Below are 19,262 nucleotides of genomic sequence, written 5' to 3'. Positions count from 1 at the left end.
AAAAACTCGTTTAGGTCCCAGAATATAACAAGACCGGCCCGTGGATTCCTGGTTTTAGAATCTACGGGCCGGTCTTGTTATATGGCCGGGACCTGAGTTTTTGCGCACGTTTAGACTAGATAATAGTCTTGAGTTAAAGTGAAATTTTTTACTCACTTCGAGTTAAGAAATTAATTCGATACCTACCAATATAGACTTTTTCCAAACCTCTTCTAATTAAATAAAAAATGAGAAATCTTTTCCAATAATTCCCACGTAGTTTTCAGTATGATTTAGTATTCTGAAAAGAATCAATTTTTTAAGACAGGGAGTTAAGCATGACTAAATCAAATCACGTTACTAAGGGGATCATGCTGGCGTTGATTGCCAGTGCCATGTGGGGGATTTCAGGGACTGTCTTACAGTTCATTTCACAGAATCAAAACATACCAGCGGCTTGGTTCTTGTCTGCCAGAACGTTAGGTGCAGGGGTTGTTTTGCTCCTCATTGGAGGTGTCATGACCCGCGGTCGAATCTGGGGTGTTTTCAAGTCGTGGCGATTGGCAGGCTGGTTGATTGCCTACGCTATTTTTGGCCTTGGTGCCAATTTATTGACCTTTTATATGTCAGTCCAAACTGGTAATGCGGCTTCCGCAACGATTCTGCAGTATTTAAGTCCACTATTTATTGTCATTGGCGGGTTAGTATTTAAACGTCAAATACCGTTGCGAAGTGATCTCATAGCTTTCGTTGTTTCCGCACTTGGTGTGTTTTTAGCCATCACCAAGGGTAATGTTTCCGAACTTGCCATTCCAATGAACGCGCTCTTGTGGGGCGTGGGGTCCGGTATTACCGCAGCCTTCTACGTTGTTTTGCCTCGACCCGTGGTGGAAGCAGGCGAATCGCCAATCTTGATTTTAGGCTGGGGAACGTTAATTGCCGGTGTGTTATTTAACCTACACCAGCCAATTTGGGTTAACCCACCTCATATCACCAGTACGTTGATCATGTCGATGGCAACGGTGATCATTGTCGGCACTATCATGCCGTTTTGTTTGCTCTTGTTCAGTGCCAATTACGCACCATCTGATGTGATTAGCATTGTGGATGCTGCCCAGCCTGTGATGACGTTTATCTTAAGCGTGCTATTCTTGCACCTCTCAATTAGCATGGTTGAAGTTGCTGGTTCGGTTCTAGTAGTTGTTGCCATTTATTTGTTGCAACGAGGACGAAAGCTAAATGAGATGAGGCGTCAAGAACAGTTTTAAGATTTAAACCGGATGTCCATCGCGTATTGATGGATGCGTTCAACGAATTGCTTGACTTATTTAAATAGCTTGGTAAAATGAATTCAAATGAAAGTCATGTGGTTAGCACACAGAAAAGGGACGCCATGCCGGGCGTCCCTTTTCTGTGTGCTAATAAAACATCTGGTTGATTTTTGTCGCCCGGTTAGCTTATTTTCTCCGGTTCAACCAGTTGGCAAAGAGCGCCACAACAATACCGGAAAGAATACCAGCAACCACTGTCAAAATGAAAGGCATGAGGTCAGCACCTCCCTTCGCAGTAATCAAAATTACATGTTGAAAGTCGGGCGACAGTCATAGCGTATCGGGTTCGAATGCATGAGACAAGTTAGAATTTAAGAAGAGAAGTGACGCTATCGTAGCACTGTATCAAAAATTCGTTTGGTGCATATTATTGAGCGTTGATATTATAAAGTTTATTTCGCATATGAACTAATTTGAAAAACGCCACGTATTTTTAGAATTAAATTAGAGCCTTGACAACTTTCTCATTGTTTCGGTATACTGTGGTCATTAACTAACGAAAGGGTGCTGAACATGCTAGATCGTCTAATTTCAATTTCACAGCGATTTTTCTTCTTCTTTAACCAGCCTGGCTATCAACCGGTAAGTTAGAGAAGTTGCTATTAGCATGGCACTTATCACTCATTGGTCAGACAGCTAGGCGAGATGCTTGGGCTGTCTGGCTGGTTAAAACACCAGCGGACAATTTGGTCCCTGGTGTTTTTTTATGGCTCGCTTACCACTGAGTGTCACCTGACAGTCAATTTATGGGAGGAATTACAATGCAATCAACCACAATGGTCAACCGGCTTGTCGGCCGTTTAACCAAAAAAGAATCACTTGATCGATATCTTGATAAGGATAGTTTATTAGAGAAGTCTATGAACGCTAAGGACCTGTTACTACTGGGTGTGGGAACCGTGATTGGGACTGGGATCTTTATTTTACCAGGCACCGTGGCAGCACTTTATAGTGGCCCTGGCATCATTATTTCCTTCGTCTTGGCCGCCTTAGTTTGTGCGACGGCAGCAATGTGTTACGCTGAATTTTCCAGTGCGCTGCCAGTTGCGGGTAGTGCATACTCATACGGCAACATTGTCTTCGGCGAATTTGTTGGTTGGGTTATCGGATGGGCATTGATTTTGGAGTATATGTTGTCAGTGGCTGCCGTATCAACCGGGTGGTCAGCTTATCTCATTTCATTCTTGAAGGGTTTTGGCATTAACGTTCCCAAGGCCATTACCGGGAGCTTTGATCCGGCACATGGTACCTACATTAATATTTTTGCTGTGTTGATTGTCCTTGCAATTAGCTTGTTATTGACGCAAGGGGTCAAGACCTCGACGCGAATCAACAACATTATTGTGATTGCTAAAATTGTGATTATTTTACTCTTTGTTGTGGTCGGCCTGTTCTACGTTAAACCAGGTAATTGGACACCATTTGCACCATATGGTTCACACGGTATCATGCGTGGTGCGTCACTTGTCTTCTATGCCTATCTTGGTTTTGATTGCGTGTCAGCGTCCGCTGCTGAAGTGAAGAATCCTAAGCGAAATATGCCAATTGGGATTATCGGCACGCTAATTATTTGTACATTACTTTATATGGCAGTAGCCGCCGTACTCACCGGGATGGTGTCTTACACCAAGTTAAACGTTGCCGCACCAGTGTCATATGCGTTACAAATTGTGAATCAGAACTGGGTGGCCGGTGTGATCTCCGTCGGGGCCTTAGCCGGGATGTTCACCATGATGCTCTCTATGATTTATAGTTCATCACGGTTGATTTACTCAATCGGTCGTGACGGGTTGCTTCCAAAAAAACTGGGTAAGATTAATATGAAGCATCAAGTGCCGAGCCATAGTTTGGCTGCCGTTACTATTGTGATTGCAATCATGGGTGGTCTGGTTTCACTGGATCGACTAACTGAATTAGTTAATATCGGAACACTAATTGCCTTCACGATGATGTCACTGGGTGTCTTACCACTGCGTAAACGTAAAGATATCGAAAATACCGGGTTCAAGGTGCCGTTCTATCCTGTTTTACCAATCATTTCTGCGGGCCTGTGTATTTGGATGCTGGTTCAGTTACCACTCGATACTTGGATCGTTTCACTTGTCTGGTTTGCGCTTGGTGTGATTCTTTACGCTAGTTATGGTGTTTGGCACAGTCAATTGCATACTGAAAAATAATGGGTTCTCACTAGTTAAATGGGTTAGCTGAGACTTCCGACTGAGATAGTATTAACGGACAACAGATGTGGTAAATTGTCTGAATTGTTATTTACAGTGTAAATCCTTAACCGTGGTTGAACGTAAATTATTAAAGACGAAAAAATAGTCATAACGACATGACCTTAAGTGGTCGATCGTTATGACTATTTTTGTCCTAAAAGTTGTTTAAATCTCTAAAGAGTCAGTATACGCGTCGTCATTGAGTGGTAAGCAGATCAGTGTAACCACCATTTTGACACCATGTAAAGCCGTAGTGTCAGCGGTGGTTGGGGACCTGTGGTGGCGGTGATATCAGGTGGTTTTCCTGGTATCACGGGACGACGTTTGAGACTCACAACGGTTCTGGGTGAGGCTCAAATGCGAGGGGCGAGACCTTGGCTCGACCCGGTCCCCACTTCAGGTCCCCAATCACCGCTGGCCGAAGGCTGAGCGACAACAGCTTTAGTAGCATAACCAATATCTAAAAATTAGTAGCCAGGCTGCATAGTAGCAGTACCGCCACCAGCGGTAGTCGTACCGGTATCACTCGTGCTATCACTCGTCGTCGAAGTACTATCGTAAAGGGTATAGTCAGGATTGTCACCAGACCAGTCAAATCCATTAGCAGTATTCAGCTTGTTTTCTGAAGTATTGTAGTTGCTTAAAGTTTCGCTGGATAAGCCAAGTGATTTACGAAGAGTGTTTGACATCTTTTGGAGCTCCTTCGTGGTTGGCACTTGGTAAGATTCTTCGTTGATGTACGCGCCGACACCCTGTAACGTGTATTTTTTAACAGACTTAGTGGCAGACTTATCATTTTCAGCCAAACTCACCATGTCACTGAACGACAGGTTGGTCTTCATGTTATTAGAGAGTAGGCTCAAGAGTTTACGGTACATTGAAACGTTACCGGACTTGGTCACCTTTTTGACGATTTGCTGGATGACTTGTTGTTGCCGTTTTTGACGACCATAGTCCCCATTCGGATCTTCATAACGCATCCGGGCGAAAGCTAAGGCTTGTTTACCGTTTAAATGCGCTTTACCTTTCTTAAAGGACATGTGGGTGTGAGAATCGCTCCAAGAAAATGGTACGTTCACATCAATACCACCGATGGCATTGACCACTTTTTCCAGACCGCCCATGTTGATGGTAACGTAATAATTAATTGGAATGTTGAGCAAGCTTTCGACAGTCTTCATGGCTGTCGTTGCACCACCAACGGTATATGCTGCGTTGATTTTTTGCGTGCTTGAGCTGTTACTGCTCGTCGCAGAAATTTTTGCGAGCGTATCACGTGGGATGCTGACCATGGTGGTCTTATTAGTTTTAGGGTTGATGGTGACGACGATCATGGTGTCGGTACGACCCTTATACGTTCGGCCAAGCGCACCGGTATCAGTTCCCATCAGTAAAATGCTAATTGGCTTTGTACTTGAGACTTTCGCGGTTTTGGCGCCTTGTGCAGCCGAGTAAGTTTTATCAATACTGGACTTGGCTTGGTAGTAAACATAAGCAGCGCTCGCACTGCCCACGGTAATTAAAGTAAAAAACACCCAAGCGAGAAAAACGCGAAGACGAAAATGCCGTTTAGGTTTCGAGTGTCGGGGAAATTGATTCTGCATGCGTGGCTCCTTTAGTAGACGTAATTTAGTTATAATTTCATTGTTGTTAAGTTAATCATGCTGAACTTAAACGAGCCTTAAGGGTAACTCTTTTGTAGCATAATACCTAGCCGTTTTAACAAATATTAAGTAATTTGTGATGATTTTGAAGTTGAAATATTATTATTTTCAGGATGGCGGGACTATACTAACTTGTGAAAAATAACTTGAAGGGACTTGGTCTTTTGACAGTTTTTAGTGCGTTCAGTCAAACAGAAATGATTGATTATTTAAAGCAACAGGTTTCGAATGGTACCGTATATACGGATGAAGCGACGTTAAAAAAGCAGTCGTTTAGTCCACGTTTAAGCAGCGATGATAGTGGTTTGGCCCTTGCTTATATTGAAGCGCAATCGACCGCTGATGTGCAGGGCGTTATGCGAGCGGCACGGAAGTTTCACGTGCCAGTGATTCCACAAGATCAGTTCACGAGTACCGTTGCTGGAGCGGATGGTGTTGCTGGTAGCTTTGTCCTTTCGACGAAGCAGATGAATCAAATCAAAGAAATTAGCCGTGCCGATTCCGTTGCGGTGGTTGAACCTGGTGTCATCAACGGTGATTTGGATAAGGCTGCCCGGGAGCAAGGCATGTTTTACGCGCCAGATCCTGGCTCAAAGCCAATCTCAGGAATTGGTGGCAACGTTGCAACTAATGCGGGTGGCATGAGTACGGTCAAATACGGTGCAACCAAGGATAATGTCCTAGGTTTAAAGGTCGTTTTAGCAGATGGGCGTGAAATCAAACTTGGGGGCCGCACATTGAAACAGGCCTTTGGCTATAACTTGACGCAGCTGTTTGTCGGCTCTGAAGGCACGCTTGGTGTCGTCACAGAAGTCACGGTCAAGTTAATGCCGATTCCAATTGGGAAACCAACCATGGGCGTTGCCTTCTTCGATAATATGACCAAATTGGCTGAAGCTGTTGCGGAAATTCGAATCTCTGGTGTTTACCCCACGATGCTTGAGGCATTAGATAGTGCCACGATTGCGGCCTTGGATGCTTATGAAGGGACGCATTACAGTGATAATAGCGGCGCCATGTTGATTTTTAAGGTCGATAACAGTATTCCTGAGGTCGTTGATAAGTTAAAGGCCTTAATGGCTGCTCATGGTGCCGCTAATGCAACGGTGACAACTGATCCGGACCGGCAAGCTGAATTGGAAAAATTGCGTCGCGATATGTTACCAGCAGTCTTTGCTGGTCAAAACCACATCATGGAAGATATGGCCATGCCATTATCAAAGCTGGCACCAATGATGGACTACATTCACGACCTAGGTGAGAAGAAGCAACTCAAGATTTACGTAGCTGGGCACGCTGGTGACGGGAATGTTCACCCAACGATTGTTTGGCCAAAGGAACAGACGGAAACGCCACAGGCGGTGGTTGAAGCATTGCAGTTGATGTTCCACAAAACCCTTGAACTTGGCGGTACGATTTCTGGTGAACACGCGGTTGGGACGTTGAAGAACCAGTGGAACAACGAAGAACTTGGTGAAGACGTCGATCAGATTCAACATCAAATCAAAGCGCTGTTTGACCCAATGGGGTTGTTAAATCCAGGGCGTAAGATTAACTAAAAAATCCCCAAAATAATATTCAACAAAAAACGGCGTCATCCAAGCGGATGACGCCGTTTTTATGATTAAACCATTAAGTTTAAAGTTCAATCTCAGCCAACTGATCATCAACCAGTAGCCCGTTAGCGTCGTATTCATCGGCGTAAGCGATAAACCGGTCACGGCCCATTGCAACAGCCGCAACAGCAAGAATGTCAGCATCAATTAAGCTATCTGAGATAATCGTGGCCTGCTTTAAGCTACTTTCAAGGCCAAGGGGTTGGATGTGTTGACCATCGTCGCCCATGCCCGAAGTGGCAATCGCACCATTTTGAATGTCGAGCTGATAAATCATTTTGGTGTTATCGGTTGGATCAGCGATACCGATATTCCATTCGAAGTCACTACTTTCCATGACGCCAACTTTCATGTCACCGGCACCGTTGAGAACGACTGCGGTGACCTGTTCTGTTCGAAGTAACGGTTCGAGGTAGGCTTCAAAGGCGTGTTCGATAGCCCAGCCTTTGACCATCCCAGTTGGGTCGTATTTACCAGCAAAGTAAGGATTGAAGGCACCATCAGTCATGTCTTCTGCACGAGTGGTGTAAGTCATGATGTCCTTAAACTGTTCAGTGAATTCATTTTCAGCAAGTTCGCCACGTTGGTAGCGACTGACTAGTGACGTTGGTTTAAAGGTCGAAAAGTCCTGGTCAATCTGGTCGAGGTAGGCGTGAACTTGATCAGTCACGGCGTTTAAGTCGGGTGTCTGTTCCAATTGTTCTGGTGACAAGACGAAGGTTAGGACAAAGGGGAGGGCCATGGCAGTTAAGTTATAAGTTTTAATCGTGTTAGTTTTAATCATAATCGTTACCTCCGTTTAAGCGGTTCAGGGTTTTAGTCGTTTATAAGATTGAATCCTCTCTGTGATTCAATAACTATAATTTACTGACTTGAGCTTAACGCTAACTTAAAAGCGGCAACGAAATTGGTTAAGAAATGGTAAAGCCGGTTACCAACTAAATTCTTCGTAGTAAATTTGATCTGGACTGACGTGGTGACGTTGTAGTGCATGACGCCAGGTGAAGCCCATTTGAGCTGGACCGGATAATAGGTACAGCGTTTGGTATTCAGGCAATTGATTGACTTCGTTGTTGACCTCGAATCGACCCGCCTGCATTTTAAGGGTGAAATTTGGGCGGGTGTTGGCTAATTGTTGTAGCTTTTCGGCGTAAATCAAATCATCTTTGCGGTGGGCGGAATAGTAAAGCGTAATGGTTTTGTCAGGATAAGCATCAATCAATGAAAGCATGGGCACCACGCCGCTGCCGCCAGCAACTAGGACCAGCTCGTCCGCGTTGTGCTCGTTGATCATCGTGTTAAACCGACCGTAACTAGCGTCAATCGTGGCTTTTGTACCCAGACGTAAATCTTGTACTAGGCGGGTGAAGTCACCGTCACCGCGAATCGCCAAAATGAGTTGGCCGTCCGACTGAACATGATTGACCACCGAGAACGGATGTAATTCACGAAGGTGGTCTTGAGTTGGAAAATTAATGAAGACGTAGTCACCTGGCAAAATTTGAGTGCGACTTGGATGGCGAAGTTGTAAGGTAAACTCGTAAAAATTGGGTGCAAGTTCTCGTTTAGCAACTAACTTAGCTGGTGAGAGTAACGTAGCGTTTTGGACCTTACTATAAATATAGGCGATGAGGACGATAGCAGAATAGGCGTTGAATAAGAACATATAGGGTGTGATTGCCGTAATATAGCTGATCAGCTGGACGTGGATGAAGACCAGCACGGTTGCAACCAGGTTGAGTCGGTGCAACCACAATGAAAGTTCGTGACGGAACAGACGCTCTAACTGGTGTTTCAACCATTTCAAAATTGGCACGCGGCTCGTCAGCCACCCCGCCATAAAGACAAGCGAGTAGATCATGAGGCCAATCAACAAGTCAAAGGCCCAATCACCGGTGAGCTTAATGAGGCCGTTTGAGGTCGTGCCGGATTTATGGAGATAAGCAAGCACGATGGCAAATAGGCTCAACATACCATGAATAAAGTAGATACTTGGCAGCCCAATCAAGCGGTCAAGCCATTTCGGACGGGTGGCCAGGTAGATGGCGGCAAGAAACCAAACGTAGGCAATTGAACCAACTTGGATGGCCAGCGCTTCACTGCTGTAAATTACGGGGAGGCCGACTGCTAACGTCTGAATCAACGGCAGTGGTAGAACGAATAAGATGACGGCCCAGACTAAGCCTTGAAGATATGGGAATCGTTTTAACATCTCGTTTGCCCCCTATATCGCGATTTGATTTGCGTTTTGATCAACTAGTAGTCCGTGAACTTCGACCGATTCGGTGAATTCCTGGAACTTGGTTAAGCCCATTGCAATCGCCGTTGTTGCCATAATGTCAGCTTCAATCAGCTCACTAGCAATGATGGTTGCCTGCACGATACTTGGTGTGTCGGTCGATAGTTTAATGTGTTGACCACGTTTGCTGAATCCCGAAGTAGCCATGGCCCCGGTTTGAATGGTAATTTCTTGTAGTAACTGTTGCGGATCAGCGGGGTCTTCGATGCCTACATGCCACTGATAGTCACTGCCATCGGCCACGCCCATTTGAATATCACCCGCGCCATTTAGCGCGATGGCTTCAATTCGGTCAAGTTCAAGTAATGGTTTTAAATACTTTTCAAAGGCTCGCTGAATGGCCCAGCCTTTTACTAAGCCAGTGGGGTCATAGTGACCGTTGTAATGAGCAGAAAAGGCGCCGTTGGTTAATTCGGTCGCCAAAGTAGCAAGACCGTAAACTTCTTGGAATTGTTCCGTGAATTGTGTTGGTTTTAACCCGCCGTGCTGATAAAGCGTGACCAGTGAATTAGCTTTGAAAGGCGAAAAGTCACGGTCAATTTGTTGTAGGAAGGCATGGGTGCGTGAAATTGCTTTGGTTAAATTTTCTGCTGTTGTTTCGTCATGATCGACTAATACGGCTTGAATGGTGAAGGGCATGGTCATGGCTTCAACAGTGGTGGTTTTAAGTTGGTATTGTTTAGTTGGCATAGGCTACACCTCCGCTTTCGTGAGAGCATTTTGTAGTGATCCGGTGAAGCCCTTGTAAGTTTCACTTGCACCTGATACTAGACTAATTTTAGAACTTTGTGCTTTGACTGCTTCGGATTTATAGACGGGTAAAGCTTGTGCATTGATTTGCTTATCGTGACCGTTATCATTGGGGTATTCAAGCACGTTAACTGTAGTCAACTTACCGTTTTTGATGACGGCTTGGACCTGAACGTCCCCCCATTGTGTGGCGGTTGCCTTACCAGTGTAGGTGCCATCCTTGTATTTGCCAGAGGCGTTCGAACTTGAAGATGATGACGAGGTGGTACTACTACTGGTTGCCGTGTTAGATGCACTGTCCGCCTGCGAGGTTGATCCGGTCACTTTTTGCTTAAAGAACAAAAAGTAGCCATCGATGGCAAGGGCGATGACGACGATTAAAGAAACGACGGATGCAATAAATTTTTTCATGTAAGCACAACTCCTTTTGTTTTTTGTTTATGTTATCTAAGTATAGAAATTCAGCTTAATTCTACCTTAAATTAGAAGATTTCTAGATTAATTCTTTCTAAAGGTTCACGTGCCAATTTGTGCTTGATGTCGCCTTCGGCCGCCAGTTAGTTTGTTTGGTGGGTTGCTGTGGGACTGACTTCAACCGCTGCGCGTTTTCCGTCTCGTTTCTGAGCCTCGAAACTCACGAGTCTCAGAAACGTCCAGTGCCACTAAGCGCTACGCGCCAAGTGGCACTAGTCACTGCTACCCACCAAACAAACTGACTTCTGGCACTACGGCTGATGTACTGGGTATAATTCGACTGTTTTAAAGTTTCTGTTGAACCGATTGTAATTAATGAAGTGTAAAGCTATTTTCTGAACGAACCGGTATGAACGATAAAACATTGTAACGAGAACGGAAGGTAACGCCCTGTTTCGGTTGCAGTGACAAGTACGAGTTAGCGCTTTAGCGCTTACTCGTACTGGACGCGTGTGAGACTTCGGACTATGAAGGCTCACACGCGAAGCGGAAGACACGTGCATTTCGTGGCTGAAGCTGGTCCCACAGCAACTGAAACAGGGCGTTACCTGAAGTGGTAGTGGCAGTAATAGACACAATTAGAAAAGGCCATGGATAAACGATTTATCGTTCATCCATGGCCTTAATAAAGTTGTTAGTAATGACAGTCTTAAATCAAAACACCATTTGTATGGTCAATCTCATGCTGAATAATCTGTGCTGTAAAATCACTGAACTTTTGGGTATGAGCCTTAAAATTTTGATCTTGGTACTTCACTTCAATTTCTTGATAACGGGTGGCTTTTCGTTGGCCTTCAAGTGACAGGCAGCCTTCCTTGGCTTCGTAAGCACCACTTTGTTTCACGATTTCAGGGTTGATCATCGGAACCGAAAGCATGCCCATTTGGACCACGATGATGCGCTTGTTGACACCAATCATATTGGCAGCCATACCGACGCAACGTTGTGTATTAGCCTTTAAAGTGTCCATCAAGTCTGTGACTACGGCACTATCCATTGGTGTGGCTTTAGTGGCCTTCTTTTGTAAAAAGGCCACAGAGTGGTTGATTGTTTTAATCATGTTAAACGTACTCCTTCATACTTAATCATCCGTCCATTATACCGGTTTTGTGACGCCGCGCCAAAGGTTTGTGATAATTTCGCCGGCGGGTAAAATTCGGTTGATCGCACCCGCAATTTGCCCAGCCATGAAACTACCATGGTCGACGTCACCAGCAATGGCTCGATCAAGCGAACCAGTGGCTAGTTGCGTAAAGGTCGTTTCGTCCGTGGTGGTCAGCAGTTCAGTCGTGAGTGGGGTTTTCAAGCTGCGAACTCGATTGGCGCCTTGACCAGTGACCACGGTGCTAGTATCAGTGGCATCAATAACTAACTGTTTGTATTTTGGTGAAATAGGGGTTTCTTCAGCCACTAAGAAGGCTGTACCAGCTTGCACGCCGCAAGCACCTAGGGCAAAAGCAGCGTTGATACCAGCACTGGTGGCAATCCCACCGGCAGCGATAACTGGGATTGGAATGGCAGCTACCACCTGGGGGACCAAGGATAGTGTCGTTTCGGTACCAATATGACCACCGGACTCCATGCCTTCCGCAACGACCGCTGTCGCGCCCAAATTCATCATCTTGACAGCAATTTTGACGTTAGGAATCACCGGAATCACTTTTGTACCAACGGCAAGGAGGTCGGGCATGAAGCTTGCCGGATTGCCGGCACCGGTGAAGACCACCGGAACTGGCTCGCCACGTAGCACGGGGATTAAATCCGCGATGTTAGTTTGTTGTAGCATGAGATTAACGCCAAAGGGCTTTGTCGTGGCAGCGCGGACCGCCGCCAACTGTGATCGTAATGTCTCAGCGGTTAACCCAACGGTCGTTAAGACGCCAAGTCCGCCTGCTTCACTGACGGCACTGACAAGCGGTGCGCGTGAGATGCCGGCCATTGAGCCTTGAATGATGGGATACTTAATCGAAAGTAAATCAGATAGTAGCATAGTAGCCTCCTTCAAAAGCATACTTTCATACTAGTGTGCACCATTACGACGGGGAGAACAACGATTATGGCTATGAAATCAGGCCAGGCCGTTTCAGATCATCGGCAATTTTGTGTAACTGAATTGTTAATTAAACGCAAAATAGTTCACTTTGCGTGAGATGTATGCAAACAAAAAGACAACCAGTGAAAGGTTGTCTTTTTTGATTGGTATAAACTGATGCTGTGATTAAGCGGTTTGGGCTTGTTTCTCTGAAGCTTGCATCCGTTTGAGTTCACGCTGCTTCCCACGTTCAGCCAAGTGCACTTCGTGGGTCAAAAAGGCGTGGGTCTTCGCGTTATAGTTATGCTTTTGCCCAAGTTTGACTAAGTAACCGTTGATGTAATCAACTTCAGTTGGGCGGTAGTTATGCATATCTTGATACATTGAAGGGTAATGTAGCGGATTAGCGACTTTAGAAACGTAGTTAACACTGTCGAGTTCTTCTTGACGGGTGTTGATCATTTTTACGCCATCGCGTTCACAGACATCGTAGGCTTCGTCGATCAATTGCCGACTCATTTCGTCAGCGCCTTCGTAATCGGCGTATTCGCCCATGGTGACTTCAAACATCGTGCAAAGCGTGTTGACCACGGAATTGAAGACCACCTTGGCCATCAAAGTTCCGCGGAAGTTCGTGGTCAGGTTCGGGTTGAACTGGGCTTTTTCAAGTTCTGCAACGAGTGCATGGGTGAAGTCGTCTGGTTTTTCAGTGTAATTGGCAAGGTTCATGGAACCGGCACCACGCTTACCGATGAAGTCCACATCGCCAGGGCCGTTAAGAACGGTGGCAACTAGGGCAGTACCGGCAACCAATTTTTCAGGCTTGAAATACTTCAACAGTTTTTCAACGTGGCCCATCCCATTCATGCAGGTGAAGGCATATTGATTTGGCTTGAAGAAGTGTTCGCAACGCTTCAACATGTCGGTCAGTTGCATTTGCTTTAGGAAGAAGATGTAGCAATCAGGGTCACCCTTATATTCCTCAGGGTAGTACACGTTTACGTTAACGAGGTGCTTGTCTTCGTGGTCACGTGATACATAAACGCCACCTTGTTCACGCATTTTTTCAACGTTTGGTTCCCAACCATCAACAAAATCAACTTCATTACCTGCATCCTGTAGTAAAACACCGTAACGTAATCCCATGGCGCCTGCGCCAACAACTGTAAATTTCATAATATGTACTTCCTTTTCAAATAGATTTTAATTTGAAAGCAAAAAAGCCCTTCAGACCATCTCTGATCTAAAGGGCACGTATGCGTTACCACCTTTATGTTCTCCAGCCGTCGCCGGTTAGAGCTTACGATCTGCCATCACAGACCCAGGTTGATATCGGAGGATGACTCCGCTTTTGATTACTAGTCACCGTTCATCAAAAGAGCTTAGAGGTGATTTGTTGATGCAGTTGTTCGCTTTCACCGACCCGAACTCGCTGAGGGGCATCAACTTGGTCCTCATTAACGCTATTGCTTATCAAGTTGTCCTCATTCTAGCACAAAAATGTGAGCTGTCAAATATATTTTTAATTTAATTGCCATTTATTTTAGGCTGATTTCATAATGTATAAGATTGCATATTATTCATTTTCTATTAACAGTTTAAATGCTATCTTGTTCACATTTAACGTGTTAACTGGCCAACGCGATTCATGGCAAGGACCTAAGATTATTAATTATCACTCATAAATATTGAATGATTATACAAAACGTTTTACTCTTAAAGTATTCTATATAATGTTGCACTTATTGTATAACCAATTGAGGTAGGGATATGGCGAAGAAGAAAAAAATTACACTGGTTAACTTAATTTTGATGATATTTACCACGATATATGGATTTGCAAACACCACCGTGGCTTTTGATCAAATGGGTTACGCTAGTATTGTTTGGTACATCTTGGCGGCATTATTATTTCTGTTACCAAGTTCACTCATGTTTGCTGAGTATGGCTCAGCGTTCAAGGATGCCCATGGTGGGATTTATTCCTGGATGGCTGGCGCAATTGGTGAGCGTTGGGCGTTTATTGGTACGTTCATTTGGCTATCATCTTGGATCATCTGGATGATGTCAACAGCATCTAAGATTTGGATTCCGTTAGCCACGTTGATTTCCGGCCACGACAGTACACCAAGCTGGCACATACTTGGGCTAGGTTCTACTCAAGTGATTGGGATATTAGGGATACTTTGGATCTTGGCGGTAACGTGGTTTGCGGTCCACGGCATTGATGCCATTGCCAAAATTTCGTCGATTGGCGGAATTTTCGTCAGCTTGCTGACCGTTATTTTTGTGCTCGCAAGTTTCACGGTGTTGATTGCCAACGGCGGGCAACTGGCTGAACCGATTCATGGTCTATCAAGCTTTGTGAACTCACCGAACAGTGAGTTTCAATCACCCATGGCGTTCATCTCATTTGTGGTTTACGCCGTGTTTGCCTACGCTGGTGCCGAATCGCTTGGCGGTGTCACCGATAGTATGGATAAACCGGAGCGAACTTTTCCTCGTGGCTTGATTATTGCGACCGTCGTGATAACGATTGCCTACTCATTATCAATCTTTCTGTGGGGGATCAGCACTAACTGGCAACACGTTTTAGGTGGCAACCAAGTGAACTTAGGCAACATTACTTACGTGCTGATGAATAATTTAGGGGTTGTGCTTGGACAGAGCCTCCACTTGTCAGCAGGAACTGCAACTATGCTTGGCACACTGTTTGCCCGGTTTGCTGGTTTGAGTATGTTTATCGCGTATATGGGTTCATTCTTTGTGTTGATTTATTCACCACTCAAGTCATTTATTATGGGTTCCAACCCGGACTTTTGGCCCAAGAAGATGACCCAGCTAAACGACCACGACATGCCGGCGTTCGCAATGTGGACGCAAGCGGCCATCGTGGCTGTGATGATTTTCTTGGTCGCCTTCGGTGGTAACACAGCTGCTAAGTTCTACACCATCTTGACCAATATGGGGAATATCTCAACCTCCTTCCCATACTTGTTCTTAATTGTGGCTTTCCCATTCTTTAAACGGCGGACAGACCTTGAACGACCGTTTGAAGTCTACACTAACCGAGTCTGGACCAATGTCGTGGTTGCCTTAGTTTTGATTGTGATTGGCGGCGGGATTATCTTTACCGCGGCTTACCCAATTATGACGCACGATTATTCAACTGCCTTCTGGACGATCATTGGACCGGTGTTCTTCGGCGCAGTGGCGTGGGCGTTCTTAGCGTATCAGACGCGAGGTCAGCGTCATCAACAGAATTAAATTAGGGTCTACTGTTCAACAGCAAGAAGTGCCATCGCTTTATATTGGCGGTGGCACTTTTTTGTCGTATAAGGGATTATAGGTTTTTGAAGTGGGACGATTGCCGGTTTCTAGGCAATCGTCCCACTTCGTATTTGGATATTTTCCATGAGCGTAACAGCACTGATTGGTACTTTAGCTGATTGCACATTGTAACGTAACGAAGGACTAACCGCCTGGAGCTAATTGCAGTGAAAAGACCTTCTTAGCGCCTTGGCGGTTAGAAGGTCTGGACGTTTCTGAGACTCGGTTTGTGAGGCTCAGAAGCGAAGCGTAAGCCAGGCAGTTTTCCTGGCTGAAGCTGGTCCCACAGCAATTGGCTCCAGGCGGTTAGTCCGCAGTGAAGTGGCAGATTCAGCAGGTGATCACACAAACAATTTACAATTCCAAAAACTTCCCAGCGGAACTCAAATCGTCGAAAAACGATTTGACCGTATCAGTCCGGTTCCAATCTCGCTGAAATTCACAGGCTAATTGCGTAAACGAGGTTGGTCGTGCACCGGCTTGTTCAACCCGACGTAAAGCAGCTTCGTGAGCGTCAACGCTGGTCCCGCCGATGGCATCAACAACTGGATAGACATCGTAGCCTTCAGCAAGCGCGTCAATTGCGGGGAAGGTCAGGCAGGCTTCCGTCCACAGCGCGGTCATGATCAGGTTGTGGCGACCAGTTGCTTGCAGTGCTTCGTTGAATTCACGGTCTTCCCAAGCATTAATGGTCGTTCGATCATAGGATGGTGTATCGCCGAGCAAGTCTTTGAGCGGCGCAATCGTGTCCTTATTGCGTCCAGTCGCAACGTTGACCGTGGATAAAATAATGGGTACGTGAAAGTCGACCATGAGTTTCGTGGTGGCTACGATGTTTTGAACCAGCTGGAACCGGTTCATCGATTCGATGGATTGAATCTGAATCGGTTGATAATCGATGAGAACAAACACACTGTTGTCAGGTGATAAGAGTCGGTCGGTTTGTGGATCACGGGGTGCATAGCTTGTCATATGAATCATTCCTTTCCTCCAAGTGCGCACAGTATAACGAGTCGGAAAACTAAATGAAAGCGCTTTGACTTATTTGAAACAAAGTGGTCCAATCGTTGCGTTTTTCCGAAAGCATTTTGATACTCAAGATAAATGATATCGTTTTCATGAAATAAATTACCAATTCAAACGATTTTTGTGAAAATAATTTACGAAAACGCTTGTCCTTTGTGTTAAATATCTTTACAATTGCTCTGTTATACTTTTTTCGCTATAACGCATAAGAGAGAAAAGAGGAAGTTACTTTGCAATTTGTTGTTCTATTATTAGGGATCGCACTGCTGTTGTTCCTGATTATTCGTGTGAAGTTAAACACGTTCATTTCCTTGATTCTGACGGCGGTCTTGGTCGCCTTAGGGTTGGGTATGAATCCATACGACATTGCTGATACCATTACCAAAGGGATCGGTAACTCGATGGGCGAATTAGCCATTGTCTTCGGCTTCGGGGCCATGATTGGTCGTCTAGTATCAGAAGCAGGTGGCTCTTATCGAATCTCGCAGACGCTGATTGGCGTGTTCGGGAAGAAACGACTTCAGTTGGCGATTGTCGTGGCATCCTTCATCATTGGGATGTCAATGTTCTTTGAAGTGGGCTTAGTACTCTTAACACCAATTGTGTTCTCAATTGCTTTGGAGGCCGGTGTGCCATTCCTGTACCTTGGCTTGCCAATGGTGGCCGCACTATCCACGACTCAGGCATTTTTACCACCACAACCGGCACCAACCGCCGTGGCAACAGCCTTGAGTGCTAACATTGGGACCGTGTTGTTGTATGGTATCATCGTGGCTATTCCAACGGTGATCGTTGCGGGTCCTGTGTTTACCAAGTTGGCGCAAAAGTACGCACCTGATGCCTTTGGTTATAAGAAAGAGCTACCGGCATTTGGCGAAATCAAGTCGTTTAAGTTAGAAAAAACACCTAAGTTCGGTATTTCAATTCTAACCTCGCTGTTCCCAGTGATTTTTATGGGTGCGGCTACCATCTATCAGCTGATTGCAGGTGATACTGGTAAAGCGGCGCGGCATGGGGTGAACGCCTACATGTCAATGATCGGTAGCCCAGTGGTTGCCATGCTGATCTCACTGCTGTTTGCTGTGTGGTCAATGGGGATTCACCAACACCGTAGTATGAAACAAATTGGTGACGCGTTGACTGAATCCATCAAGTCGATTGCGATGCTCCTCATGATCATCAGTGGGGGCTCAGCCTTCAAGCAGGTCTTACTCGATGGTGGTGTCGGTAATGCCATTCAACACTTAGTTTCCGGTGTTAACTTGTCACCACTTATCCTGGGTTGGTTAATCGCTGTCGTGCTCCGAATTGCCTTAGGCTCAGCTGCCGTTGCAAGTATGACCGCTGCCGGGTTAGTGACACCGTTGATGATTGCGTCACATGCTGATCCAGCGATGATGGTGTTGGCCATTGGTGCTGGTTCAGTGGCTGCCTCTCACGTGAACGATGCTGGTTTTTGGATGTTCCAAGAATACTTCGACTTGACAGTCAAGCAAACGCTGGCAATCTGGACAGTGCTGGAAACGGTGCTGTCGGTCGTGGGACTGATCTGTGTTCTGATTTTGAACGCAGTGGTTCATTAACACTTAAAAGTTTATCCGTGGGTACAGAATTAGACCCATACAAAAGAACCACATCATTTAATCGGTGATGTGGTTCTTTTTAACGTGGGGAAATTAATTAGAACAAGCAGGTCATGACTGGCAACTTGGTCGGCCACTTGCAATCTAAACTCGAACCAATTATGATAAAACAATATACATATTCATTATTTTTTCATACATAAGGAGCAATTATCATGATGTTATTCGGTGCAATCGCAAATGGTCTGGCCGTAGCGCTAGGTGGCGGCATCGGCCTGGTGTTTAAACGGGGAATCCCGGAACGGATCAAGACCTTGGTCATGCAGAGCCTAGGTATCTGCGTGATGTACGTTGGGATCAGTGGGTCGCTGAAAGGCAATAACACGGTGTACGTGGTACTGTCACTCGTGATTGGGGCCATCATCGGCGAATTGATTGATTTTGACCGCCAGTTTAACCGAATGGGCGACTGGCTGGCACGTCGACTGAATACGGGTAGCGAAAGTTCGATATCCGAGGGCTTCGTTACCGGATCACTCTTCGTCTGTGTTGGGGCCATGGCCATCGTCGGTTCACTGCAGAGTGGCATGGCTGGTAACAATTCGATTCTATATACGAAATCAATGATCGACGGGATCTTTATCCTAGTGTTAGCGACGACATTGGGTATCGGGGTGATTTTTGCCGCCGTCCCAGTGATTGGCTATGAAGCCATCTTGACACTTCTCGCAAAGTGGGTTGCGCCGCTCTTCACCCAAACGGTGATTAATGAAATGACCTGTGTCGGCTCACTGTTGATCCTCGTGATTGGTCTCAACATGTTGAAATTGACGAACATTAAGGTGGCCAATCTGATTGTGGCGCCGTTCTTGCCGATTTTGTTTTATGCGGTGTTTTAGTAGAAATGTCTGAAAAAAGTGGTACCTTTCATTTTACAGAAAGGTACCGCTTTTAATGTT

General features: G+C 45.6%; 16 protein-coding genes. 6 read left to right on the top strand and 10 right to left on the bottom strand.

Annotation, left to right across the window (positions count from 1 at the left end; all coding sequences use genetic code 11):
• Positions 1-317 precede the first annotated feature (317 nt).
• A complete protein-coding gene (locus FD04_RS02945; RefSeq protein WP_054699520.1) occupies positions 318-1,247 on the top strand; it encodes a DMT family transporter in 930 nt (309 codons plus the stop codon).
• A 189-nt stretch (positions 1,248-1,436) separates the two neighbouring features.
• Here FD04_RS02945 and FD04_RS12930 read toward each other — a convergent pair whose 3' ends face one another.
• A complete protein-coding gene (locus FD04_RS12930; protein ID WP_369404585.1) occupies positions 1,437-1,523 on the bottom strand; it encodes a type I toxin-antitoxin system Fst family toxin in 87 nt (28 codons plus the stop codon).
• A gap of 548 nt (positions 1,524-2,071) precedes the next feature.
• Here FD04_RS12930 and FD04_RS02940 point away from each other — a divergent pair.
• Positions 2,072-3,487 (top strand): amino acid permease, encoded by a 1,416-nt coding sequence (locus tag FD04_RS02940; protein WP_235805632.1) that lies wholly within the window; start codon positions 2,072-2,074, stop codon positions 3,485-3,487.
• 509 nt (positions 3,488-3,996) lie between these two features.
• Here FD04_RS02940 and FD04_RS02935 read toward each other — a convergent pair.
• Positions 3,997-5,133 (bottom strand): LCP family protein, encoded by a 1,137-nt coding sequence (locus FD04_RS02935; protein WP_082603093.1) that lies wholly within the window; start codon positions 5,131-5,133, stop codon positions 3,997-3,999.
• Positions 5,134-5,357: 224 nt separating this feature from the next.
• Here FD04_RS02935 and FD04_RS02930 point away from each other — a divergent pair, with 224 nt between their 5' ends.
• On the top strand, positions 5,358-6,752 hold the full coding sequence (locus FD04_RS02930) for an FAD-binding oxidoreductase (RefSeq protein ID WP_156660389.1): 1,395 nt from the start codon (positions 5,358-5,360) through the stop codon (positions 6,750-6,752).
• A 79-nt stretch (positions 6,753-6,831) separates the two neighbouring features.
• On the opposite strand, the gene FD04_RS02925 is transcribed toward FD04_RS02930, so the two are convergent.
• The 7 genes from FD04_RS02925 to FD04_RS02895 all read right to left on the bottom strand — a co-directional run bounded on the left by FD04_RS02925 (position 6,832) and on the right by FD04_RS02895 (position 13,540).
• A complete protein-coding gene (locus FD04_RS02925) occupies positions 6,832-7,593 on the bottom strand; it encodes an FAD:protein FMN transferase (RefSeq protein WP_054699527.1) in 762 nt (253 codons plus the stop codon).
• Between the two features lie 147 nt (positions 7,594-7,740).
• Positions 7,741-9,021, bottom strand: a complete 1,281-nt coding sequence (locus tag FD04_RS02920; RefSeq protein ID WP_054699530.1) for an FAD-binding oxidoreductase — start codon at positions 9,019-9,021, stop codon at positions 7,741-7,743.
• 12 nt (positions 9,022-9,033) lie between these two features.
• Positions 9,034-9,798 (bottom strand): FAD:protein FMN transferase, encoded by a 765-nt coding sequence (locus FD04_RS02915; RefSeq protein WP_054699532.1) that lies wholly within the window; start codon positions 9,796-9,798, stop codon positions 9,034-9,036.
• Positions 9,799-9,801: 3 nt separating this feature from the next.
• On the bottom strand, positions 9,802-10,269 hold the full coding sequence (locus tag FD04_RS02910; protein WP_056946853.1) for an FMN-binding protein: 468 nt from the start codon (positions 10,267-10,269) through the stop codon (positions 9,802-9,804).
• A 712-nt stretch (positions 10,270-10,981) separates the two neighbouring features.
• Complete coding sequence (locus FD04_RS02905) at positions 10,982-11,392, bottom strand: peptide deformylase (protein WP_054699535.1); 411 nt, start codon at positions 11,390-11,392, stop codon at positions 10,982-10,984.
• A 36-nt stretch (positions 11,393-11,428) separates the two neighbouring features.
• Complete coding sequence (locus FD04_RS02900) at positions 11,429-12,322, bottom strand: NAD(P)H-dependent flavin oxidoreductase (RefSeq protein WP_056946850.1); 894 nt, start codon at positions 12,320-12,322, stop codon at positions 11,429-11,431.
• A gap of 228 nt (positions 12,323-12,550) precedes the next feature.
• Positions 12,551-13,540: a ketopantoate reductase family protein gene (locus FD04_RS02895; RefSeq protein WP_056946846.1), complete on the bottom strand. Its 990-nt coding sequence runs from the start codon at positions 13,538-13,540 to the stop codon at positions 12,551-12,553.
• A gap of 594 nt (positions 13,541-14,134) precedes the next feature.
• Here FD04_RS02895 and yjeM point away from each other — a divergent pair.
• Complete coding sequence (gene yjeM, locus FD04_RS02890; RefSeq protein ID WP_056946843.1) at positions 14,135-15,631, top strand: glutamate/gamma-aminobutyrate family transporter YjeM; 1,497 nt, start codon at positions 14,135-14,137, stop codon at positions 15,629-15,631.
• A gap of 417 nt (positions 15,632-16,048) precedes the next feature.
• Here yjeM and FD04_RS02885 read toward each other — a convergent pair whose 3' ends face one another.
• Entirely contained in the window at positions 16,049-16,666 is a 618-nt protein-coding gene (locus FD04_RS02885) for an isochorismatase family protein (protein WP_054699627.1), read from the bottom strand.
• Positions 16,667-16,950: 284 nt separating this feature from the next.
• Between FD04_RS02885 and FD04_RS02880 the strand changes: the two genes are divergently transcribed.
• The gene (locus FD04_RS02880) at positions 16,951-18,303 is read left to right on the top strand and encodes a gluconate:H+ symporter (protein WP_056946840.1); all 1,353 of its coding nucleotides are present in this window, start codon (positions 16,951-16,953) and stop codon (positions 18,301-18,303) included.
• A gap of 215 nt (positions 18,304-18,518) precedes the next feature.
• Complete coding sequence (locus tag FD04_RS02875; protein ID WP_054699537.1) at positions 18,519-19,202, top strand: DUF554 domain-containing protein; 684 nt, start codon at positions 18,519-18,521, stop codon at positions 19,200-19,202.
• The last annotated feature ends 60 nt before the right edge of the window (positions 19,203-19,262 follow it).

The organism is Secundilactobacillus odoratitofui DSM 19909 = JCM 15043 (assembly GCF_001434895.1).
GTDB classification, from domain to species: Bacteria; Bacillota; Bacilli; order Lactobacillales; family Lactobacillaceae; genus Secundilactobacillus; species Secundilactobacillus odoratitofui.
Note: the sequence above shows the minus strand (reverse complement) of the source record. Positions and strands in the feature narration are given on the sequence as shown.

Excerpts from the sequence above, each read along its gene's own strand:
- FD04_RS02945 (WP_054699520.1), top strand. The coding sequence starts at position 318 with ATGACTAAATCAAATCACGTTACTAAGGGGATCATGCTGGCGTTGATT.
- FD04_RS12930 (WP_369404585.1), bottom strand. The coding sequence starts at position 1,523 with ATGCCTTTCATTTTGACAGTGGTTGCTGGTATTCTTTCCGGTATTGTT.
- FD04_RS02940 (WP_235805632.1), top strand. The coding sequence starts at position 2,072 with ATGCAATCAACCACAATGGTCAACCGGCTTGTCGGCCGTTTAACCAAA.
- FD04_RS02935 (WP_082603093.1), bottom strand. The coding sequence starts at position 5,133 with ATGCAGAATCAATTTCCCCGACACTCGAAACCTAAACGGCATTTTCGT.
- FD04_RS02925 (WP_054699527.1), bottom strand. The coding sequence starts at position 7,593 with ATGATTAAAACTAACACGATTAAAACTTATAACTTAACTGCCATGGCC.
- FD04_RS02920 (WP_054699530.1), bottom strand. The coding sequence starts at position 9,021 with ATGTTAAAACGATTCCCATATCTTCAAGGCTTAGTCTGGGCCGTCATC.
- FD04_RS02915 (WP_054699532.1), bottom strand. The coding sequence starts at position 9,798 with ATGCCAACTAAACAATACCAACTTAAAACCACCACTGTTGAAGCCATG.
- FD04_RS02910 (WP_056946853.1), bottom strand. The coding sequence starts at position 10,269 with ATGAAAAAATTTATTGCATCCGTCGTTTCTTTAATCGTCGTCATCGCC.
- FD04_RS02905 (WP_054699535.1), bottom strand. The coding sequence starts at position 11,392 with ATGATTAAAACAATCAACCACTCTGTGGCCTTTTTACAAAAGAAGGCC.
- FD04_RS02900 (WP_056946850.1), bottom strand. The coding sequence starts at position 12,322 with ATGCTACTATCTGATTTACTTTCGATTAAGTATCCCATCATTCAAGGC.
- FD04_RS02895 (WP_056946846.1), bottom strand. The coding sequence starts at position 13,540 with ATGAAATTTACAGTTGTTGGCGCAGGCGCCATGGGATTACGTTACGGT.
- yjeM (WP_056946843.1), top strand. The coding sequence starts at position 14,135 with ATGGCGAAGAAGAAAAAAATTACACTGGTTAACTTAATTTTGATGATA.
- FD04_RS02885 (WP_054699627.1), bottom strand. The coding sequence starts at position 16,666 with ATGACAAGCTATGCACCCCGTGATCCACAAACCGACCGACTCTTATCA.
- FD04_RS02875 (WP_054699537.1), top strand. The coding sequence starts at position 18,519 with ATGATGTTATTCGGTGCAATCGCAAATGGTCTGGCCGTAGCGCTAGGT.